Consider the following 17,705-nt stretch of genomic DNA (forward strand, 5'->3'; position numbering starts at 1 on the left):
ACCGCCGGAAGATTGCAGCGGAGACGCCAGAATCATATGTCAGACAGCATGAGTGATCCCAGCGCAGAATCGTCCGGTCCGACCGACCTTCCGCACACCGGCTATGGTGTGATCCAGGCCTATCTGCGGACGCTCGATTCATCGCCCGGGGTCTATCGCATGCTGGATGCCGAGAGCCGTGTGCTCTACGTCGGCAAGGCCCGCAACCTGCGTGCCCGGGTGTCGAATTATTCCCGTCCCGGCCATACCCCACGCATCGAGAAGATGATCTCGCAGACCGCGTCGATGATGTTCCTGACCACGCGGACAGAGACCGAGGCGCTGCTGCTGGAGCAGAACCTCATCAAGCAGCTGAAGCCGAAATACAATGTGCTGCTGCGCGACGACAAAAGCTTTCCCAATATTCTGGTCGGCAAGACCCACGACTATCCGCAGATCAAGAAACATCGCGGCGCGCGCAAGGAGAAGGGCAGCTATTTCGGCCCCTTTGCCAGCGCCGGTGCCGTGAACCGGACGCTCAACCAGCTGCAAAAGGCGTTCTTGCTGCGGAATTGCTCGGACAGCATGTTCGAAACCCGCTCACGTCCGTGCCTGCAATATCAGATCAAACGCTGTTCGGGGCCCTGCGTCGGGCTGATCTCGCGCGAGGACTATGCCGAAAGCGTGCGCGACGCCGAACGGTTCCTGTCGGGGCGCTCCACCAAGATCCAGGAGGAGCTGGGCGCCCAGATGATGGCGGCGTCGGAGGCGATGGAATTCGAACGCGCGGCGGCGCTGCGGGACCGGATCAAGGCGCTGACGCAGGTGCAATCGGCCCAGGGCATCAATCCGCGCGGTGTCACCGAGGCGGATGTGATCGGCTTGCATCTGGAGGCAGGGCAGGCCTGCGTGCAGGTGTTCTTTATCCGGGCCAATCAGAACTGGGGCAACCAGGACTTCTATCCGCGGGTGTCCGAAGACATGTCGCCCGCTGAAGTGATGGAGGCCTTTATCGGCCAGTTCTACGACAACAAGGAAGTGCCGCGTCAGCTGATCCTGTCCGATGATATCGAGAACGTCGACCTGATGAGCGAGGCGCTGGGCGACAAGGCCGGGCGCAAGGTGGAGATCCTGGTGCCACAGCGCGGCGAAAAGACGGAACTGGTGGCCAGCGCCGTGCGCAACGCCCGCGAAAGCCTCGCCCGTCGCATGGCCGAGAGCGCGACGCAGGCGAAACTGCTGCGCGGCATCGCCGAGGCCTTTGGCCTGGAGGGGCCGCCGCAGCGGATCGAGGTCTATGACAACTCCCACATCCAGGGCACCAATGCGGTGGGCGGCATGATCGTGATGGGGCCCGAAGGGTTTATGAAAAACGCCTATCGCAAGTTCAACATCAAGGGCGAGGACCTGGTGCCGGGCGATGACTTCGGCATGATGAAGGAGGTGTTGAACCGTCGCTTCTCGCGCCTGCTCAAGGAAGACCCGGATCGGGACAAGGGCATGTGGCCCGATCTGTTGCTGATCGACGGCGGGGCCGGGCAGGTGTCGGCCGTGGCGGAGATCATGGAAGAGCACGGGGTTGCGGATATACCGATGGTCGGCGTCGCCAAGGGGGTTGATCGCGACCTCGGCAAGGAGGAGTTCTATCGCCCCGGTGCCGCGGTCTTTGCCCTGCAACGCAACGATCCGGTGCTGTATTTCATCCAGCGCATGCGGGACGAGGCGCACCGGTTTGCCATCGGCACCCATCGCGCCAAACGGGCCAAATCCATGGCGGCCAACCCGCTGGATGACATCCCCGGCGTCGGGGCGCGGCGGAAAAAAGCCCTGTTGACCCATTTCGGCAGCGCCAAGGCGGTGAGCCGCGCCAACCTGTCGGATCTGAAGGCAGTGGAGGGCGTCTCGGATGCGTTGGCCGAGACGATCTACAACTATTTTCAGGACCGCTGAGGCAACCGGTTCCGGCATGAGGGGCGCTGCCCCTCAAACTCCCCGAGGTATTTGGCAAAAGGTGAAGGCCCAAGTGGCGGTCCGGGACGAATTGACCCTTCCCGACCCGCGCGGCAGCCTGTAGGTATGCGCTCATGATCTGGAATTTACCCAATGTCCTCACAGTCCTGCGGTTGCTGGCGGCGCCGGCGCTGGCAGTGATGTTCCTGTTCTTCTCGCGCCCGCATGCGGATTGGTTTGCGCTGATCCTGTTTGTCGGTGCCGCGGTGACGGATTGGTTCGATGGCTATCTGGCACGCAGCTGGAAGCAGGAAACCAAGATGGGCGCGATGCTCGACCCGATCGCCGACAAGGCGATGGTGGTGATCGCGCTGATGATCCTCGTCGGCTATGCGGCCTCGCACTGGACCGCCTGGCTGGTGCTGCCGGCCACGGTGATCCTGTTCCGCGAGGTCTTTGTCTCCGGCCTGCGCGAGTTCCTTGGCGATACGGCGGGCACGCTGAAGGTCACCAAACTGGCGAAGTGGAAGACCACGGCCCAGATGATCGCGATCGCGACATTGTTTTCGCAGGGTATTTTTGAGCATCACCTCGGCATGGGCGGCTTTGGCATGGATCGCCAGATGGTGCAGGATGTGCTTTCTGGGGCGGTGGAGGACACGCAGGGGCTGCGGTTCTATTTCGAGGGGATGGTCTGGTCCGGTCGCATCGGCCTGTGGCTGCTGTGGATTGCGGCGGCGTTGACGCTGATCACCGGGTTTGACTACCTCAAGAAGGCCTTGCCCTACCTGAAGGAGACGCGCTGATGGATGTTCTGTATTTTGCCTGGGTGCGCGAACGCATCGGTGTCGCCAAGGAACAGGTGGAAACCTCGGCGGTGACGGTGGCAGAGCTGGTCGAGGAATTGAAGGAGCGCGAGCCGCGCTATGCGGCGGCCTTTGCCGATCTCTCGGCGCTGCGGGTCGCGCTCGATCAGGAGCTGGCGGAATTCGATGCGCCGCTTGCGGGCGTGCGCGAGGTGGCCTTTTTCCCGCCGATGACCGGGGGGTGAACCGATGCGGGTTCTGGTCCAGGAAGCGCCGTTTGCCTTTGCAGCCGAGGCCGATGCCTTTGCCTCCGCGGCCAGCGGGGCGGGGGCGGTTGTGACCTTTACCGGCGTGGTGCGCGAGTCTGACAGCGGCGCCATGTCGGTGATGGAGATCGAGCATTATCCCGGCATGACCGAAAAGGCACTGACGCAGATTGCCAGCGAGGCCGTGTCCCGGTGGGAGCTTGCCGATGTTCTGGTGATCCACCGGCATGGGCGCCTTGCCCCCGGGGATCAGATCATGATGGTGGCCACCGCCGCGCGCCATCGGGTCGCCGCCTTCGAAGCGGCGGAATTCCTGATGGACTATCTGAAATCTCGCGCCCCGTTCTGGAAGAAGGAAATCCTCAAGGACGGCGCAGCGGAGTGGGTGGCGGCCAAGGATGCGGATGAGGACGCGCTCGACCGCTGGTAACCCCATCGGCCCCGCTGCCTGTTCCGAAATACATCTTATAGTTGTTCTTGCGTGTCCATGCGCTCGCATAGAGTGTCGCATATGCGCCACCTGACCTCCTGATCTTTGCCTAGCGTGCACGTGTATGCCGGACCACCTCTCGACGCGGGAGGTGGCGCGCGGTGCGACACATTTGAGGAGGAGATTAGATCATGACCAGCAATCGAGGCGTCGTATACCTCGGCCCGAACGAGGTCGAAGTCCAGAATATCGCCGATGCAAAGCTCGAAGCCCCGGACGGGCGCCGCATCGAACACGGGGTGATCCTGAAGGTGGTCTCCACCAATATCTGCGGCTCGGATCAGCACATGGTGCGCGGGCGTACCACCGCCGAGGCCGGTCTGGTGCTTGGTCATGAGATCACCGGCGAGGTGATCGAGGTCGGGCGCGACGTGGAGATGCTTGCGGTCGGCGATCTGGTCTCGGTGCCGTTCAATGTGGCCTGCGGGCGGTGCCGCTGTTGCCGATCCCAGGACACTGGCGTCTGCCTCACCGTCAATCCGGAGCGCGCGGGCGGGGCCTATGGCTATGTCGACATGGGCGGTTGGATCGGTGGTCAGGCTCATTACGTGACCATCCCCTATGCCGACTTCAACCTGCTGAAATTCCCCGACAAGGATCAGGCACTGTCGAAGATCCGCGACCTCACCATGTTGTCCGACATCCTGCCCACCGGCTTTCACGGAGCCATGCAGGCCGGTGTGGGTGTCGGATCGGTGGTCTATGTGGCGGGGGCCGGTCCGGTTGGTCTGGCGGCGGCGGCCTCGGCCCGCATTCTCGGCGCGGCGGTGGTTCTGATCGGGGACTTCAACGCCGAGCGTCTGGAGCATGCCGCCCGGGTCGGGTTTGAACCGGTGGATCTGAGCAAGGGGGACAACCTTGGCGAGTTGATCGCCGAGATCATCGGCACGCCTGAAGTCGATGCGGCCATTGATGCGGTCGGCTTCGAGGCGCGCGGTCATGCCGGTGGCGAACAACCGGCGATCGTGCTCAACCAGATGATGGAGATCACCCGGGTGGCCGGCTCGATCGGCATTCCGGGCCTCTATGTCACCGAAGACCCCGGCGCCGTGGATGCGGCGGCCAAACAGGGCAGCCTGTCGATGCGGTTCGGGCTGGGTTGGGCAAAGGCGCAAAGCTTCCACACCGGGCAGACGCCGGTGCTGAAGTACAACCGGCAGCTGATGCAGGCGATCCTGCACGAACGGTTGCCGATCGCGGATATCGTCAATGCGACGATTATCCCGCTGGAGGATGCGGCCAAGGGCTATGCCAGCTTCGACAAGGGCGTGGCGCAGAAATTCGTGCTGGACCCCCACGGCATGCTGGCGGCGTGAACCCCAACTCCCGGTCCGGCCTGATCTCGTGTCGGGCCGGATCTACCCGGCAGGCAGAGCGGATGTGTCCTGGCTGAAGATGTTCCGCCAGCCCGGGCCGTGGCGCTGCCAGATCGAGCTGACGAACATGACGTCGCTTGTGTCCCGTCCGACGCGCAGAAAGGTCGCGCGATAGCTGAGCAGCGCATGTTCCGGGCCAAGCGGGCGGGCCTGCATCTGATCCAGCTGGTAGGTCTGAACGGTCGGCCCCTGTTGCAGCTGGCCGGTGTGGTCGGCCTTGTTTGCAAAGCCATCGGCATAGACACCGAGGAAACTGTCGCACAACAGCGCGGCATCCGCGGATTGGTCGCCGTGCACCAGCGCCTCCCAGACCTGACGCTCGCAGGTCGTCAGCGCGCGCAGGAGATCGGCATCAGACGGCAGAGGCGGCGGCGCGGTCACTCAGCCCATGCCGCGCAGCTGGCTGCGCAGTTCTTCGGTTTCATGCCGGGCTTCGCGCAGGCCATCCATGGCAGCGCGCAGTTCCGCTTCGGTCTGGCTGAGCTGGTTGGTCAGTTCCGCCTCGCGCTGTTGCAGGTAGGTGATCGCCTGATCGCGCGTCTCCTCGGCCTCGTGCAGTTCCTGGCTCATGCGGTCCAGGTCGGCCACATCGCTCTGGCGCACGCGGGTGAAGCGATGCACCAGCCAATTGGCAAACCATCCCATCGCAAAGGCGACAAAGAGGATGATCGCTGTGGTGAGGATGAACTCTGTTCTGCTCATTGTCCGTCGGTGTCCTCTTCGGTTTCCGCCTCCGTGGCGGCGTCTGCGGCGGGCTCTTCCGTGTCCGTATCCGGGGCGGCGGTGTCGCCATCCGCGCCGTCCGTTTCCTCCTGCGGCAATTCGCTTTCGATCAGGCGGAATTCGATGCGGCGGTTGGCCTCGCGGCCCTCTTCGGTGTCATTGGTCGCGATGGGGTTGGATTCGCCATAGCCCTTGGCGACGAAGCTGCCGGTCAGGATGCGCCGCGCCCGCAGTGCATTCAGCACCGACTGCGCCCGCGCCTGGCTGAGGTTCTGGTTCATCTCCTCGCGCCCCTGGCTATCGGTATGTCCCTGAATCTCTAGCGGGATTTCGCCGCATTGCCGCAGCAGCTTGGCGATCTTGTCGATCACCCGGGCGCTGTCGGCAGCAACTGTGGCCGACCCGGGTTCAAAGGCGATCTTGTCCGCACGCTGAATGGCGGCCAGTTCCGCCTCGCAGAGCGCCGGCGCCATCAGCTGGTCTTCGGGTTCGGGCGGCGCCTCATAGGTGATGTCCAGATCGTAGTCTTCGGCCTCGCCCAGCTTGTCCGACAGCATCCGCGCCACCTCGGCGCTGGCGTTTTCGACGTGGCTCATGCCGCGCACGGAAACCAAGTCCGGCGTCACCGTGACCGATCCGCGTTCCAGCTGCGCCAGCGCATCCAGCGCCGCCAGCACGCGGATCGGCCAGACGCCGGGCAGGTCCGGCGCATTGCGGGTGGCGAGGTGGACCGCATCGCTGCCAAAGCGGGCCTTGGCGTAGCTGTCCACGGTGCGCCGCTGGGCGTTGTCACTCAGCCGGCCGCGCAGCTGCACCTGCCCCTCGGGGCTGAGGGTGGCAGTGAATTCCGGTCTGATATCGGGGTTCTGTTCTTCGGGTTCCGGCAGCACCGCATGCAGGACAAACACCTGCGGCAGCGCGTTTTCCAGTTCGCCCACCACATGGTCAAAACGCGCCTGCGGCGTGTTCTGGGCCGCCACCAGTGTCACGTCCCCGTTGGAGAAGGTGATTGATCCCTTGCCCAGTTCCTGAAGCGCGTCGAGCCCGACCTCGACCGCGCGGGCCCAGTTTGCCGAGGGCACGCCCAGACCGATGGTGCAATCCGCCTGCCTGCGCAACTGCGCATCCTCGGCGGCGCGCAGGATGCGGGCACGGCTCTCCTCGCTTTCGGCAGAGCAGGCATCAAACCGGCCGCCCTCTTCGCTCAGCACATAGCGCAGGGTGAAGGGCGAGATCACCGGTCGGGGGGCTGCAATGTCCAGGCTCACATGCACCGTGGGCGGCAGCATCCGGTTCAACTGGTTCTCCAGCTGCTCCTTGGCCTCGGGGCTGTCGGCGATCGCGGTGATGCTGACGGCACCGGCCTCGACGGAGATCTTGGTCCGGGGCAGCAGCGCCAGAGCCCGCAGCGCATAATCGATCGCATCCGACCAGCCCTTGGGCACGGGGTGGTCTGCGGTTTCCACAAAATCGGTCACCTCCGGTGTGCCCCGGATCGCGCCGAGTTTGCGCAACAGGGCCGCGTGGTCGCTGGCGGCGGGGATCAGGCCGATGATGGAAATGCCCGCGTCATTGCGCAGGATTTCGGTGGAAAAGCGCGGCGGCGCGATGCCTTCCGAGGGGGTGACCTGCATCTGGTCGATGATGCGCGCGGCATCCACCACGGCGCCGACGCGCGAAATTGCGGCAAAGCGCTTGGCTTCGTCCGGGGCCTCGCCCGACAGCTCCACCCGCAGGCCGTCGGCCACCACTTCCGCCCAGGAAAACCCGGCCTCGTCCAGGGTCCGGCGGACCACGATCTCGGAGTTGGTTTCCAGTGCCGTGGCCGCAAACCCGGCCACCACCAGGCTGAGGCCGGCAGCCCCGGCAAAGGTCGCGGTGGGGATCAGGAGCGAAGAAAGACGCATGAGGTCAGGCATTCCGGCAGTTTGGGTGTCATTGGTCTTACAAGCGGGGGCGTCGCGGATCAATCACGCGGGGCGCGACATTCAGGCAAACAGCGCCAGCCCGAGGAAGATGAGCGGAATCAAGCCGGTGTCGCGGTTGAGCCGAAACAGCGACAGCAGCCGGTCATTATTGTCCGCGTCAAAGGCGCGCAATTGCCAGGTCATGTGCCAGCCCATCGCCCAGGGCGCGCAGAGTGACAGCGCAAGGGCAAGGATCGAGGCCGTCGGCTGCACCGCCATGATGATCGCCAGCGCCATCAGGCAGACGGTGGCGACGATGAACCGGCGCAGCCAGACCGGCGAGCGGTCCGCAAACAGGCGGGCGGTGGATTTCACCCCGATCAGCGCGTCATCCTCGGTGTCCTGATGGGCGTAGATGGTGTCGTAGAACAGCGTCCAGGCCATGCCCGCGAGGTAGAGAACGATCGCCGGCCACTCCAGCCAGCCGGTATGGGCAACCCAGGCCAGCATCGCGCCCCAGTTGAAGGCCAGGCCGAGGAAGATCTGCGGCCACCAGGTGAACCGTTTGGCAAAGGGGTAGATCGCCACCGGGAACAGCGCCAGGATGCCCATGGCGACGGCGGCCTGATTGAAGGTCAGCAGGATGCAAAACGCGATCAGCGATTGCAGCGCCATCCATGCCAGCGCGCCCTTGACCGTGACCTGACCGGAGGGGATCGGGCGCGATCGTGTGCGCTCCACCCCGCCGTCGATTTTGCGGTCGGTGATGTCGTTCCAGGTGCACCCCGCCCCGCGCATCAGCCAGGCGCCCAGCCCGCAGCCGACAAAGATCCACAGATCCTCCCAGCGTGGATTCTGCCCCGCGATCATTGCCAGAGCGAGCCCCCACCAGCAGGGCAGCAGCAGCAGCCAGGTGCCGATCGGGCGGTCGGCGCGGCTCAGCCGCAGGTAGGGCCGGGTCCAGGCGGGGGCGTAGATGTCCACCCAATTGCCTTTTACCGCATCGGCGACTTGTCCATCTGGTGTTGGCGACTGGCCTTGCATATGTAGGACCCCATGAATGCTAAAGTCAGACTGTATGTAGATCACCCCTTGGGGGCAGGGCAAACGGTTCCTCTGGACCGCGACCAGGCGCATTACCTGTTTGGGGTGATGCGGCTGGCTGTTGGCGCGCGGGTGGCGCTGTTCAACGGGCGCGACGGGGAATGGCAGGCGGAGGTGGTCGAGGCTGGCAAGCGCGGTGGCGTGCTGACCTGTGCGGAGCAGTCCAGGCCCTTGCAGCTGCCGCCGGACCTCTGGCTGATCTTTGCCCCGATCAAGAAGGCGCGCACCGATTTCATCGTCGAGAAGGCCGCCGAGATGGGGGCTGCGCGTATCCTGCCGGTGGGGACGGAGTTCACCAATTCCGAGCGCATCCGTCAGGACCGGCTGCAAGCGCATGCGGTGGAGGCGGCCGAGCAATGCGGCGGCACCTATGTGCCCGAGGTGACAGCGTTGCAAAAGCTCTCCGCCCTGCTGGATCAGTGGCCCGCCGAGCGGCAGCTGATGTTCTGTGACGAGGCCAAGGTGGGACAGCAGCTGTTCCTGGACAGCGCCGCGGGCGACGCGGCGGCGGGTCCCTGGGCGATCCTCATCGGTCCGGAGGGCGGGTTTTCCGATGCGGAACGCACACGCCTGCACGCGATGCCGCAGGCCCATGTCGTGAGCCTCGGCCCGCGCATCCTGCGCGCCGATACGGCGGCGGTGGCGGCCATGACCCTCTGGCAACATACCTTAGGGGACTGGTGATGGTCTGGCGTGCGGCAACCGACGCGGATGTGGCGCGCGTCCTGCCGTTTCTGGATGCCCATATCCAGAGCTCGATGTTCCTGTTGGAAAACCTCAGCCTGCATGGGCTGGGCTCGGATCACCCCAACGGGCTGACCCTTTGGGTGCAGGCGCGGGGCGACGGGGTCTTTGGCGTCACAAATCGTGGCACGGTGTTGATGCAAATGCCCGCGGCGCGCGCTGCGGATTGGCGCGCCGCGGGAGAGCTGCTCTCCGGCCACGAGATCCACGGCGTGCTCGGTGATGCACCGCAGGTGCGTGGCTTTGTTGCGGCCAATGATCTTGGCGGTCATCCGTGCCAGCTGGACAGCGATGATCCGGGGTTCCTGCTCGATCTTGACGATCTGACGGTGGAGATGCGCCCGGGGGAAGAGCTGATGTCCGTGCGCGATGCGCCGCGTGCGCTGATGGACGCCTGGCGTATCGCCTATGAGATCGAAGCCGTGCAGGCCCCGCCCGAGGCGGCGCGTATCAAGGGGCCGCAGGATATTGATCAGTTCATCGCCCGCGACAGTCACCGGGTGCTGCTGGTCGATGGCGTTCCGGTGGCGATGAGCGGTTACAACACCACATATGAAGATACGGTCCAGGTGGGCGGGGTCTATACGCCGCCGGACCTGCGCGGGCGGGGCTACGCGCGCCGCGTCGTCGGTCGGCACATGGCCGAATGTCGCGCCCGCGGCGCGCGGCGGGCGGTGCTCTTTGCCGCCAGCGCGGATGCGGCGCGGGCCTATCGCGCCATCGGTTTTCGTCCCGCCGGGACGTTTGCCCTGGTTCTTTTTGCGCAACCTGCGCGTATCGGCGGGGTGCCGAGGGAGGTGACGGAATGAGCTTTATTCGACCCGAAGCCCGCGCCGTGCTGTGGCGCTGGCGCGAAATCCTGGGCGCCTTGCTGTTGCTGGCGCTTGGGTTGCGCTGGGCGCTGGTGGGTGTCGGCGTCACCCAGATCACCGGCTGGGCCTGCGTCACACTGGCGGTGGTGCTCGGGGTTGTCGGGGCACAGCGAATGCGGTTCCGCCGTGGCTCGGACGGGCCGGGGGTGGTGCAGGTGACCGAAGGCCAGATCAGCTATTTCGGGCCGCTCACCGGCGGTGCCGTGGCGCGTTCCGAGATCGAGACGGTGCGGCTCGACCATACGGCGCGGCCCTCGCATTGGGTGCTGGAGCAGCCCGGCCAGCCGCCGCTGGCCATCCCGGTGACCGCCGCCGGGGCAGAGGCCCTGTTTGATGTCTTTGCCAGCCTGCCGGGGTTGAAGACAGAACGCATGCTGAGTGAACTGCATCACAAAGGTCCTCATCAAGTCGTGATATGGCAGCGATCACCAGAGCCGCGCAGCCTGCATCGGCTGCATTGACACTGGCGCGATTTCGCATCACCACTTTAACCCCGGGCCCCGTGCCCTTTGTCAGAAATGCCACGCCTGCCCTTGGCGGCGACCTACGAAGGGGGCCTACCCATGTCCATTCCCCAGTCCGGTGGCGGACCGATCGAAAGCCATGCGCAGCTGGCTGCCTATATGGAGGCGGGCTGCAAGCCGCGCGACGATTGGCGCATCGGCACCGAGCATGAAAAGTTCGGCTACTGCAAGGATACGCTGAAGCCGTTGCCCTATGAGGGAACGCGCTCGATTCGGGCCGTGCTCGAAGGGTTGCGGGATCGCCACGGCTGGGACCCGGTCACCGAGGGGGGCAAGCTGATCGGCCTCACCAAGGATATGGCGAACGTCAGCCTGGAGCCCGGCGGCGCGCTGGAGCTGTCGGGGGCGCCGCTGGAGACCATCCACGAGACCTGCGACGAGGTGAACACCCACCTGCGCGAAGTGAAGGACATCGCCGACGAGATCGGAGTTGGCTTTATCGGTCTTGGCGCGGCGCCGATCTGGCAGCACGAAGAAATGCCCTTGATGCCCAAGGGGCGTTACACGCTGATGAACGACTACATGGAGCGCGTCGGCACCATGGGGCGGGCGATGATGCGGCGCACCTGCACCGTGCAGGTGAACCTCGATTTCGCCTCCGAAGCCGACATGGTGCAGAAGCTGCGCGTGGCTCTGGCCTTGCAGCCGGTGGCGACGGCGCTGTTTGCCAATTCACCCTTCTTTGAGGGCAAGCCCAATGGGCTGAAATCCTGGCGCAGCCACATCTGGCGGCATCTGGACGACGCCCGCACCGGCATGCTGCCCTTTGTGTTTGAAGAGGGCATGGGGTTTGAGCGTTACGCGGATTATGCGCTCGATGTGCCGATGTATTTTGTCTACCGCGATGGCAAATATATCGACGCTTTGGGCCAGTCCTTCCGCGATTTCCTCAAGGGCGAGCTGCCGGCGCTGCCGGGCGAGACACCGACGCTGAGCGACTGGGCGGATCATCTGACGACCGCCTTCCCGGAAGCACGGATCAAGAAATACATGGAAATGCGCGGTGCCGACGGTGGTCCGTGGCGGCGTCTGTGCGCCTTGCCGGCGATCTGGGTCGGTCTGATGTATGATCAGACCGCATTGGACGCGGCCTGGGATCTGGTCAAGGGCTGGGATGCGGAAACCCGCGAGAGCCTGCGGGTTGAGGCCGCGGTCAAGGGATTGCAGGCCGAGGTGGGCTCCATCAAGATGCATGACCTCGCTCGGGAGGTGCTGCGCATTGCCGAGGCCGGATTGCAGGCGCGTGGGCGGCAAGGCGCGGGCGGGCTGGTGCCGGACGAGACCCATTTCCTCAACGCGCTGAAGGAAAGCGTCGAAAGCGGCAAGGTGCCTGCCGACGAACTGCTGGAGCGCTACAATGGCGACTGGAATGGCGATCTGACACAGATCTACGCCGACTACAGCTACTGAGACCCGGCACCGCGCACAGGTTGAAGAATGCAAGAAAGGGGCGCCGCCGAGACGCCCCTTTTTTCATGCCCATGATGGTCTGGCGGCGCGCCGAGACCTCGGTTTGCGTGGTGAGGCATCGGGGGTGTTTTTCCCCCTAACCCGCTTCTTGTGAGACGCAAGGCAGCCCCTTAAGAGAGCGCTCGATCTCTCGTTCCCAAAAGGTGTTCATATGGGCAATTTCTTTATCTCTGCATTCGAAAAACTTGTTGGCGTCGTCGTGGTGCTGCTGCTGATCGGCGTGGCCATCGGCGCGGTCTTTGCGTTGGTGGAACCGATGGGTGGCGGTCTTCTGCCGGCGCTTCTGGTGCTGATTGGCGGCTCGCTCTACGTGATCCTGATCGGCGGCTCGCTCTATCTGGCGCTGGGGATCTACAACAACACCAAGCGCACCGCCGAAGCGGTGGAGCGCCTCGCCGCGAAATAAGCACCCTGTTCACCGTTCCCTCCGGTGTCAGCGTGCAAAGAACGGGCGGCAGGATACACCTGCCGCCCGTTTTGCGTTGTCCGTTGCTATGGTGCCGTGAGTGGCGCGGGCAGCCTTACTGAAGCAGCTCCGCCGGATCCGCGTCTTCGATATCTTCCCAGTTCACGTCCGCTTTTTCGATGTAGCCCGGGATGTCGGTGACCCAGCGTTCCTGAATGTCCTTGGAGAGGTTCAGGTACAGCACGTCGTCAACGATCTTCCACTGATGCGGGTCGCCATCGAATTTGAAACCCATCGCCGCGCCGAACGCGCAGTAGCCGCCATAGGCCGGCACATAGGCCTCCGGGTTCGCTTCGAACAGGGCTTTGTTTTCCTCGGACGCGAACCAGTAGGTCGCCTCGTCATGCGTCGCGGTCAGCTTGTAGCTGCCCTTGTTGGCCTCACCTTCGGTGAAATAGGCAACCGGGTCGAACCCCTGCATCGCAAGGCCGGTGGAGGAGGCGTTCACATCGACGCCCGCCGCAAATGCGGAGGTTGCCAGCGCCACGGAGAAGGCGAGACCGCCGAAGAGGGATTTGGTCAGGGATTTTGTCTTGGTCATCGGTTTGAACCTTTTGATCTGTCCGGGGCCACGCTGCGCCCGGGGGGAGGGGTTGAATGTGACAGGTGCTCGAAATCCTGCGTGAGTTGGACGGGTCAGTGCCGCCACACCGACGATCTGGGGAGCGGTCTGATCACATGCAAAACAACTCAATTTGTGTGTGCACAGGCGCAAACAGAGCCTGCGTATCCGCGGCAAAACAATCCCGTGAGCGCAATGTGAAAAGCCCCGCCGATGAGGGCAGGGCTTTGGAAATCATCGGTGTATATGCAGGGCGGGGTTACTTCTGGCCGATCTTTGGCTCGGTCCCCGCCAGCAGTCGCGCGATGTTGTCCTTGTGGCGCCACAGGATCACCAGCGTCAGGGTGATCGAAAGCGCAACGGTCGACGGGTACCCCAGGGCCAGACACCAGATCGGGGCCGCCACAGCCGCACAGAGCGCCGCCAGCGACGAAATCCGCCGCAGCAGCGCCAGTGCAAGCCACGTCAGGCAGCAGGCGATGCCCACCGGCCAGGCGATGGCCAGCAGGAGGCCGAGGAACGTTGCAACACCCTTGCCGCCCTTGAACCCCAGCCAGACCGGGAAGCAATGCCCGACAAAGGCCAACAGCCCGGCCAGCTGCGCCGCATCCTCGCCCGCCAGAGCACGCGCCAGCAGCACCGCCGCCGCGCCCTTGCCGCCATCCAGCAGGAGCGTCGCTGCCGCGGCGGTTTTGCTTCCGGTGCGCAGCACATTGGTGGTGCCGATATTGCCCGATCCGATTTCGCGCAGGTTACCCAGACCAAAGGCCCGAGTGATCACCATGCCAAAGGGAATGGAGCCGAGAAGATAGCCGATCACACCCCACATCAGGAGCATCGGCAGGGCGGTCTCAAGCGCAGGCAACATCAGGCTTCCTTCCGATAGACGGGGTCACCCGCCACATAAGTGGCCAACACGCGGCCCTGCATCTGCTGGGTGTCAAACGGCGTGTTCTTCGATTTGGACTGTAGTGTGAAACGGTCCAGAACCAGCGGTGCGTCCGGGTCGAACAGCACCAGATCCGCAGGCGCGCCTGCGCTCAGTCGGCCAGACGCAAGGCCAAGCCGCGTCGCGGGGGTCAGCGACATCGCCCGAAACAGCGTCGGCAGGTCCAAAAGCTCTGCATGATAGAGGCGCATCGCCGCCGGCAGCAGTGTTTCCAGCGCCACCGCCCCGGCGGCGGCCTCTTCAAACGGCAGGCGCTTGCTCTCTTCGTCCTGCGGCGTGTGCATCGAGGAGATGACGTCAATCAGACCCGTGCGCACGGCCTCGACCACGGCGAGGCGATCTTCTTCGGAGCGCAGCGGCGGCTTCACCTTGAAGAAGGTGCGATAGTCGGCCACGTCCAGCTCATTGAGCGTCAGATGGTGGATCGAGGTGCCAGCGGTGATGTCGATCCCGTTGGCCTTGGCGCGCTCCAGCGCAGGCAGCGCGCGCGCCGTGGTGATCTGATCCGCGTGGTATTTGGCACCGGTCATTTCCAGCAGCGCGATGTCGCGGTCGAGGCCCATCCGCTCCGCCATGGGAGAGACCGACGGCAGCCCGCGGAGCGCGGCGAATTTGCCAGAGGTTGCAGCCGCGCCCGCCGACAGGCCCGGCTCTTGCGGATGGGCGATCACCAGCGCGCCGCAACTCCTGGCGTAGGTCAGCGCGCGCGACAGCACCTTGGTGCTGGTGACCACGTGGTCGCAGTCGGTAAAGGCCACGGCGCCTGCGTCCAGCAAAAAGCCGATCTCGGTCATCTCGCGCCCCTCGCGTCCCTTGGTGAGCGCGGCCATGGGCAACACATTGACGGGGGCGTCGGCCTGTGCACGGCGGGTGACGAATTCCAGCGTCTCCGGATTGTCGATACAAGGCGAGGTGTCCGGGCGGGTCACGATGGTGGTCACGCCGCCTGCCGCCGCCGCAAGCCCTGCGGATTTATAGCTTTCCTTGTGACGCTCGCCCGGCTCGCAGACCTTGACGCCAATGTCGACGATCCCCGGCGCAAGGCATTTGCCGCCGCAGTCGATCACCTGCACGTCGTCGGCGTGCAGATTGTGATCCGCAAGAAGCGCGGCCGTGTCGCTCTGATCGGAGCGGGCGAGGATCGTGCCGCGGTGCACCAGAAGGCTGCCGGGCGCATCGCTTCCGGCCTCAGGGTCGATCAGGCGGGCGTTGATGAAAAGAGTGGTCATGTTTCCGGTGTCTCCATGGTGCTGTCCGCTCCGGCCTGGACCTGTCGCATCAGGCGGAGCACCTCGCGCCCGTTGCTGATCCGTTCAAAGCCCGTACGTTTGGGATATGAATTTGCGCCCTCACCAATTGTTTCCTCGTGGAACCATATTGTAGAGTATCTGCCTTCCTCGAACTCGATCACGGTATCGCTGTCGATGTCCCAGAAGCGCAAGCTCCGGCCGACAAAAGGCAGGTCCGTGGCAATAAATGCGCGGCGGTTGGTGAGGCTGTACCAGGTGCGCCTCCGCGAAAAGGACGGCCAGAACAGGCCGGCGCCAAGCAGGTACAAACCGACCCCAAGCGGGAACAGGCCGGTGATCCCCAGCAACACCCCAAAGGACATCGCGCCCACTGTCCAGAAGGCTCCGAAGCAGGTGACGATCAGCCCGAAAATGGTAAAGGGAATCATGTTCCCGCTCACCACAAATCCGGGGTCGGGGCGCCCCTGCCACAGGACGTGCTCCTCCGCATCCAGAAGACCCTCCCAGCCGCGCGCATCCGTCATCACAGTGCGCCCCTGACGGTGGCGACGGTGTGGTCCGGATCGGCCTGCTGTCCGGTCAGCTGCGTGTTGCCGGCAAAACCACGGCCCGCTGCGGGGGCGATAAGGCGGGCGTTGCGGAAAAGCGTCGTCAGCAGGCCGGGGCTTTTGCACATGTCAGAGCGGCAGGGTGCGTTCATGTGGCAAGACCCCAGATCAGCAGGCCGATGAGCAGCATCACCACCGCAAACAAGCTCGCCCCGATGCGTCGGGCGCGGTTGCGGGCGTCGCGGGGCGATGTGCGCAGGGACGGCTGGGCCGCGTCGCTGCGGATCGCGCCGGGGGCGGACCAGTCGGTTTTGACCTCGCCGAGACGCGCCACCAACATGAGGCTGCTGGCCGGGGTCAGCCGGGTCTCTGCCCCGTCAAAGGCGCGGGCGCGCAGCACCAGGACCCAGCCGCCTAGGCCATCCAGCGCCATGCCGTGGTCGGAAAGATCGGCCTCGGAGACCCCCATGCCCTCGCGCAGATACCCCAGCAATCCCAGACCTTCGAGGTCCTCGACGGGGAAGATCTCCGCTTGCGTCATGTCCAGTGCGGGCAGTCCCAATACTTGCGCCAGCGCGCCATCCTCATCGCGCAGGAATTTCGCCTGCTCCACCGGCATGTCGAGGGCAAAGACCAGCACCTGATCGCGGGCACCCTTGGGGATTTCGATTACGTCACTCATGGCGCTCAGGATGCCTCGGCCTGACGGGTGCTGCGCAGGTTGCGCGCCAGCAGGTCCATCGCGGCCATGCGCACGGCGACGCCCATTTCAACCTGCTCCTGAATGACGGAGCGTTTGATGTCATCGGCGATGGTGCCGTCGATCTCCACGCCGCGATTCATCGGGCCGGGGTGCATGACGATGGCGTCGGGCTTGGCCAGCGCCAGCTTTTCGGCATCCAGCCCGTAGCGGTAGAAATATTCGCGTTCCGAGGGGATGAAACCGCCGTCCATGCGCTCCTTTTGCAGGCGCAGCATCATGACCACATCGACGTCCTTCAGCCCTTCGCGCATGTCGTCATAGATTTCGGCGCCAAACTCCGCGAATTGCTGCGGCACCAATGTGGGCGGGCCGATCAGACGGATGCGGTTCTCCATCTTGCCCAGAAGGATCAGGTTCGACCGGGCCACCCGCGAGTGGGTAACATCGCCGCAAATCGCGATGTTCAGCCGGTGCAACCGGCCTTTGGCGCGCCGGATTGTCAGCGCATCCAACAGTGCCTGCGTCGGATGCTCGTGCCGTCCATCGCCGGCATTCAGCACCGCGCAGTTCACCTTTTGCGCCAACAGATCCACCGCGCCGGAATGCGGATGGCGCACCACCAGCAGATCCGGGTGCATGGCGTTCAGCGTCATGGCGGTGTCGATCAGGGTTTCGCCCTTTTTGATCGAGGACGCCTGCATCGCCATGTTCATCACATCCGCGCCCAGACGCTTGCCCGCCAGTTCAAAACTGGCCTGCGTGCGGGTGGAATTCTCAAAGAACATGTTGATCTGGGTGAGGCCCGCCAGCGCCTCGGAATGCTTCTCGGTCTGCCGGTTCAGCGCCACATAGTCTTCGGCCAGATCCAGAATGGCGGTGATCTCATGTGGCCGGAGCGGCTCGATCCCGAGGAGATGGGGCTGGTCGAAAGAGGGGGGCTGCATGGGCGAACTCCGCGCTGTTTCGGCCCTTATAGGAGGGGGGCACGCATGGGGCAAGCGGTGGGCTGCCGGGGC

The 17,705-nt window shown here is 64.5% G+C and carries 21 protein-coding genes; 10 read left to right on the forward strand and 11 right to left on the reverse strand.

What is annotated here, in order from left to right; translation table 11 throughout:
• Positions 1 to 48: 48 nt before the first annotated feature.
• The 5 genes from uvrC to fdhA all read left to right on the forward strand — a co-directional run bounded on the left by uvrC (position 49) and on the right by fdhA (position 4,807).
• On the forward strand, positions 49 to 1,929 hold the full coding sequence (gene uvrC, locus MHM97_RS00935; protein WP_370645662.1) for an excinuclease ABC subunit UvrC: 1,881 nt from the start codon (positions 49 to 51) through the stop codon (positions 1,927 to 1,929).
• Between the two features lie 134 nt (positions 1,930 to 2,063).
• On the forward strand, positions 2,064 to 2,735 hold the full coding sequence (gene pgsA / locus MHM97_RS00940; protein WP_239318655.1) for a CDP-diacylglycerol--glycerol-3-phosphate 3-phosphatidyltransferase: 672 nt from the start codon (positions 2,064 to 2,066) through the stop codon (positions 2,733 to 2,735).
• A complete protein-coding gene (gene moaD, locus MHM97_RS00945) occupies positions 2,735 to 2,980 on the forward strand; it encodes a molybdopterin converting factor subunit 1 (protein WP_239318656.1) in 246 nt (81 codons plus the stop codon). Before pgsA ends, moaD begins: the two co-directional genes overlap by 1 nt.
• Positions 2,981 to 2,984: 4 nt before the next feature.
• Positions 2,985 to 3,431 carry a molybdenum cofactor biosynthesis protein MoaE gene (locus MHM97_RS00950; protein ID WP_239318658.1) on the forward strand — a complete coding sequence of 149 codons (447 nt, stop codon included), beginning with the start codon at positions 2,985 to 2,987 and terminating at the stop codon, positions 3,429 to 3,431.
• A gap of 191 nt (positions 3,432 to 3,622) precedes the next feature.
• A complete protein-coding gene (fdhA, locus tag MHM97_RS00955) occupies positions 3,623 to 4,807 on the forward strand; it encodes a formaldehyde dehydrogenase, glutathione-independent (RefSeq protein WP_239318660.1) in 1,185 nt (394 codons plus the stop codon).
• 42 nt (positions 4,808 to 4,849) lie between these two features.
• On the opposite strand, the gene MHM97_RS00960 is transcribed toward fdhA, so the two are convergent.
• From MHM97_RS00960 to ubiA, 4 genes are all read right to left on the reverse strand, one after another.
• Complete coding sequence (locus MHM97_RS00960; RefSeq protein WP_239318662.1) at positions 4,850 to 5,248, reverse strand: DUF4440 domain-containing protein; 399 nt, start codon at positions 5,246 to 5,248, stop codon at positions 4,850 to 4,852.
• Complete coding sequence (locus tag MHM97_RS00965) at positions 5,249 to 5,569, reverse strand: hypothetical protein (protein WP_239318664.1); 321 nt, start codon at positions 5,567 to 5,569, stop codon at positions 5,249 to 5,251.
• A complete protein-coding gene (locus tag MHM97_RS00970; protein ID WP_239319199.1) occupies positions 5,566 to 7,497 on the reverse strand; it encodes an OmpA family protein in 1,932 nt (643 codons plus the stop codon). Before MHM97_RS00970 ends, MHM97_RS00965 begins: the two co-directional genes overlap by 4 nt.
• Positions 7,498 to 7,578: 81 nt before the next feature.
• Positions 7,579 to 8,541, reverse strand: a complete 963-nt coding sequence (gene ubiA, locus MHM97_RS00975; protein ID WP_239318666.1) for a 4-hydroxybenzoate octaprenyltransferase — start codon at positions 8,539 to 8,541, stop codon at positions 7,579 to 7,581.
• Positions 8,542 to 8,553: 12 nt separating this feature from the next.
• On the opposite strand from ubiA, the gene MHM97_RS00980 reads away from it, so the two are divergent.
• The 5 genes from MHM97_RS00980 (at position 8,554) to MHM97_RS01000 (ending at position 12,617) form a co-directional block, all read left to right on the forward strand.
• Positions 8,554 to 9,285 (forward strand): 16S rRNA (uracil(1498)-N(3))-methyltransferase, encoded by a 732-nt coding sequence (locus tag MHM97_RS00980; protein WP_239318667.1) that lies wholly within the window; start codon positions 8,554 to 8,556, stop codon positions 9,283 to 9,285.
• Entirely contained in the window at positions 9,285 to 10,154 is an 870-nt protein-coding gene (locus MHM97_RS00985) for a GNAT family N-acetyltransferase (RefSeq protein WP_239318670.1), read from the forward strand. Before MHM97_RS00980 ends, MHM97_RS00985 begins: the two co-directional genes overlap by 1 nt.
• Complete coding sequence (locus tag MHM97_RS00990; RefSeq protein WP_239318671.1) at positions 10,151 to 10,678, forward strand: hypothetical protein; 528 nt, start codon at positions 10,151 to 10,153, stop codon at positions 10,676 to 10,678. The genes MHM97_RS00985 and MHM97_RS00990 overlap by 4 nt, the downstream gene beginning before the upstream one ends.
• 102 nt (positions 10,679 to 10,780) lie before the next feature.
• Positions 10,781 to 12,151: a glutamate--cysteine ligase gene (locus tag MHM97_RS00995; protein ID WP_239318672.1), complete on the forward strand. Its 1,371-nt coding sequence runs from the start codon at positions 10,781 to 10,783 to the stop codon at positions 12,149 to 12,151.
• Between the two features lie 211 nt (positions 12,152 to 12,362).
• Positions 12,363 to 12,617: a hypothetical protein gene (locus MHM97_RS01000; protein ID WP_239318673.1), complete on the forward strand. Its 255-nt coding sequence runs from the start codon at positions 12,363 to 12,365 to the stop codon at positions 12,615 to 12,617.
• A gap of 115 nt (positions 12,618 to 12,732) precedes the next feature.
• On the opposite strand, the gene MHM97_RS01005 is transcribed toward MHM97_RS01000, so the two are convergent.
• The 7 genes from MHM97_RS01005 to MHM97_RS01035 form a co-directional block, all read right to left on the reverse strand.
• Positions 12,733 to 13,218 (reverse strand): YHS domain-containing (seleno)protein, encoded by a 486-nt coding sequence (locus tag MHM97_RS01005; RefSeq protein ID WP_239318674.1) that lies wholly within the window; start codon positions 13,216 to 13,218, stop codon positions 12,733 to 12,735.
• Positions 13,219 to 13,498: 280 nt separating this feature from the next.
• Positions 13,499 to 14,107, reverse strand: coding sequence for a glycerol-3-phosphate 1-O-acyltransferase PlsY (gene plsY, locus MHM97_RS01010; protein WP_370645663.1), 609 nt, complete (start codon positions 14,105 to 14,107; stop codon positions 13,499 to 13,501).
• The gene (gene pyrC, locus MHM97_RS01015; protein ID WP_239318675.1) at positions 14,107 to 15,417 is read right to left on the reverse strand and encodes a dihydroorotase; all 1,311 of its coding nucleotides are present in this window, start codon (positions 15,415 to 15,417) and stop codon (positions 14,107 to 14,109) included. The genes plsY and pyrC overlap by 1 nt, the downstream gene beginning before the upstream one ends.
• A complete protein-coding gene (locus MHM97_RS01020; RefSeq protein ID WP_239318676.1) occupies positions 15,414 to 15,962 on the reverse strand; it encodes an aspartate carbamoyltransferase catalytic subunit in 549 nt (182 codons plus the stop codon). Before MHM97_RS01020 ends, pyrC begins: the two co-directional genes overlap by 4 nt.
• A complete protein-coding gene (locus MHM97_RS01025) occupies positions 15,962 to 16,138 on the reverse strand; it encodes a hypothetical protein (protein ID WP_239318678.1) in 177 nt (58 codons plus the stop codon). The genes MHM97_RS01020 and MHM97_RS01025 overlap by 1 nt, the downstream gene beginning before the upstream one ends.
• On the reverse strand, positions 16,135 to 16,668 hold the full coding sequence (locus tag MHM97_RS01030; protein ID WP_239318679.1) for a hypothetical protein: 534 nt from the start codon (positions 16,666 to 16,668) through the stop codon (positions 16,135 to 16,137). Before MHM97_RS01030 ends, MHM97_RS01025 begins: the two co-directional genes overlap by 4 nt.
• Positions 16,669 to 16,673: 5 nt before the next feature.
• Complete coding sequence (locus MHM97_RS01035) at positions 16,674 to 17,633, reverse strand: aspartate carbamoyltransferase catalytic subunit (RefSeq protein WP_239318680.1); 960 nt, start codon at positions 17,631 to 17,633, stop codon at positions 16,674 to 16,676.
• Positions 17,634 to 17,705: the final 72 nt, after the last annotated feature.

The sequence above is a fragment of the Epibacterium sp. Ofav1-8 genome, assembly GCF_022348185.1.
Lineage (GTDB): Bacteria > Pseudomonadota > Alphaproteobacteria > Rhodobacterales > Rhodobacteraceae > Epibacterium.

What these genes read in the sequence shown, in the direction of transcription:
- uvrC (WP_370645662.1), top strand. Translation starts at nt 49, where the DNA reads ATGAGTGATCCCAGCGCAGAATCGTCCGGTCCGACCGACCTTCCGCAC.
- pgsA (WP_239318655.1), top strand. Translation starts at nt 2,064, where the DNA reads ATGATCTGGAATTTACCCAATGTCCTCACAGTCCTGCGGTTGCTGGCG.
- moaD (WP_239318656.1), top strand. Translation starts at nt 2,735, where the DNA reads ATGGATGTTCTGTATTTTGCCTGGGTGCGCGAACGCATCGGTGTCGCC.
- MHM97_RS00950 (WP_239318658.1), top strand. Translation starts at nt 2,985, where the DNA reads ATGCGGGTTCTGGTCCAGGAAGCGCCGTTTGCCTTTGCAGCCGAGGCC.
- fdhA (WP_239318660.1), top strand. Translation starts at nt 3,623, where the DNA reads ATGACCAGCAATCGAGGCGTCGTATACCTCGGCCCGAACGAGGTCGAA.
- MHM97_RS00965 (WP_239318664.1), bottom strand. Translation starts at nt 5,569, where the DNA reads ATGAGCAGAACAGAGTTCATCCTCACCACAGCGATCATCCTCTTTGTC.
- MHM97_RS00970 (WP_239319199.1), bottom strand. Translation starts at nt 7,497, where the DNA reads ATGCGTCTTTCTTCGCTCCTGATCCCCACCGCGACCTTTGCCGGGGCT.
- ubiA (WP_239318666.1), bottom strand. Translation starts at nt 8,541, where the DNA reads ATGCAAGGCCAGTCGCCAACACCAGATGGACAAGTCGCCGATGCGGTA.
- MHM97_RS00980 (WP_239318667.1), top strand. Translation starts at nt 8,554, where the DNA reads ATGAATGCTAAAGTCAGACTGTATGTAGATCACCCCTTGGGGGCAGGG.
- MHM97_RS00985 (WP_239318670.1), top strand. Translation starts at nt 9,285, where the DNA reads ATGGTCTGGCGTGCGGCAACCGACGCGGATGTGGCGCGCGTCCTGCCG.
- MHM97_RS00990 (WP_239318671.1), top strand. Translation starts at nt 10,151, where the DNA reads ATGAGCTTTATTCGACCCGAAGCCCGCGCCGTGCTGTGGCGCTGGCGC.
- MHM97_RS00995 (WP_239318672.1), top strand. Translation starts at nt 10,781, where the DNA reads ATGTCCATTCCCCAGTCCGGTGGCGGACCGATCGAAAGCCATGCGCAG.
- MHM97_RS01000 (WP_239318673.1), top strand. Translation starts at nt 12,363, where the DNA reads ATGGGCAATTTCTTTATCTCTGCATTCGAAAAACTTGTTGGCGTCGTC.
- MHM97_RS01005 (WP_239318674.1), bottom strand. Translation starts at nt 13,218, where the DNA reads ATGACCAAGACAAAATCCCTGACCAAATCCCTCTTCGGCGGTCTCGCC.
- plsY (WP_370645663.1), bottom strand. Translation starts at nt 14,107, where the DNA reads ATGTTGCCTGCGCTTGAGACCGCCCTGCCGATGCTCCTGATGTGGGGT.
- pyrC (WP_239318675.1), bottom strand. Translation starts at nt 15,417, where the DNA reads ATGACCACTCTTTTCATCAACGCCCGCCTGATCGACCCTGAGGCCGGA.
- MHM97_RS01020 (WP_239318676.1), bottom strand. Translation starts at nt 15,962, where the DNA reads ATGACGGATGCGCGCGGCTGGGAGGGTCTTCTGGATGCGGAGGAGCAC.
- MHM97_RS01025 (WP_239318678.1), bottom strand. Translation starts at nt 16,138, where the DNA reads ATGAACGCACCCTGCCGCTCTGACATGTGCAAAAGCCCCGGCCTGCTG.
- MHM97_RS01030 (WP_239318679.1), bottom strand. Translation starts at nt 16,668, where the DNA reads ATGAGTGACGTAATCGAAATCCCCAAGGGTGCCCGCGATCAGGTGCTG.
- MHM97_RS01035 (WP_239318680.1), bottom strand. Translation starts at nt 17,633, where the DNA reads ATGCAGCCCCCCTCTTTCGACCAGCCCCATCTCCTCGGGATCGAGCCG.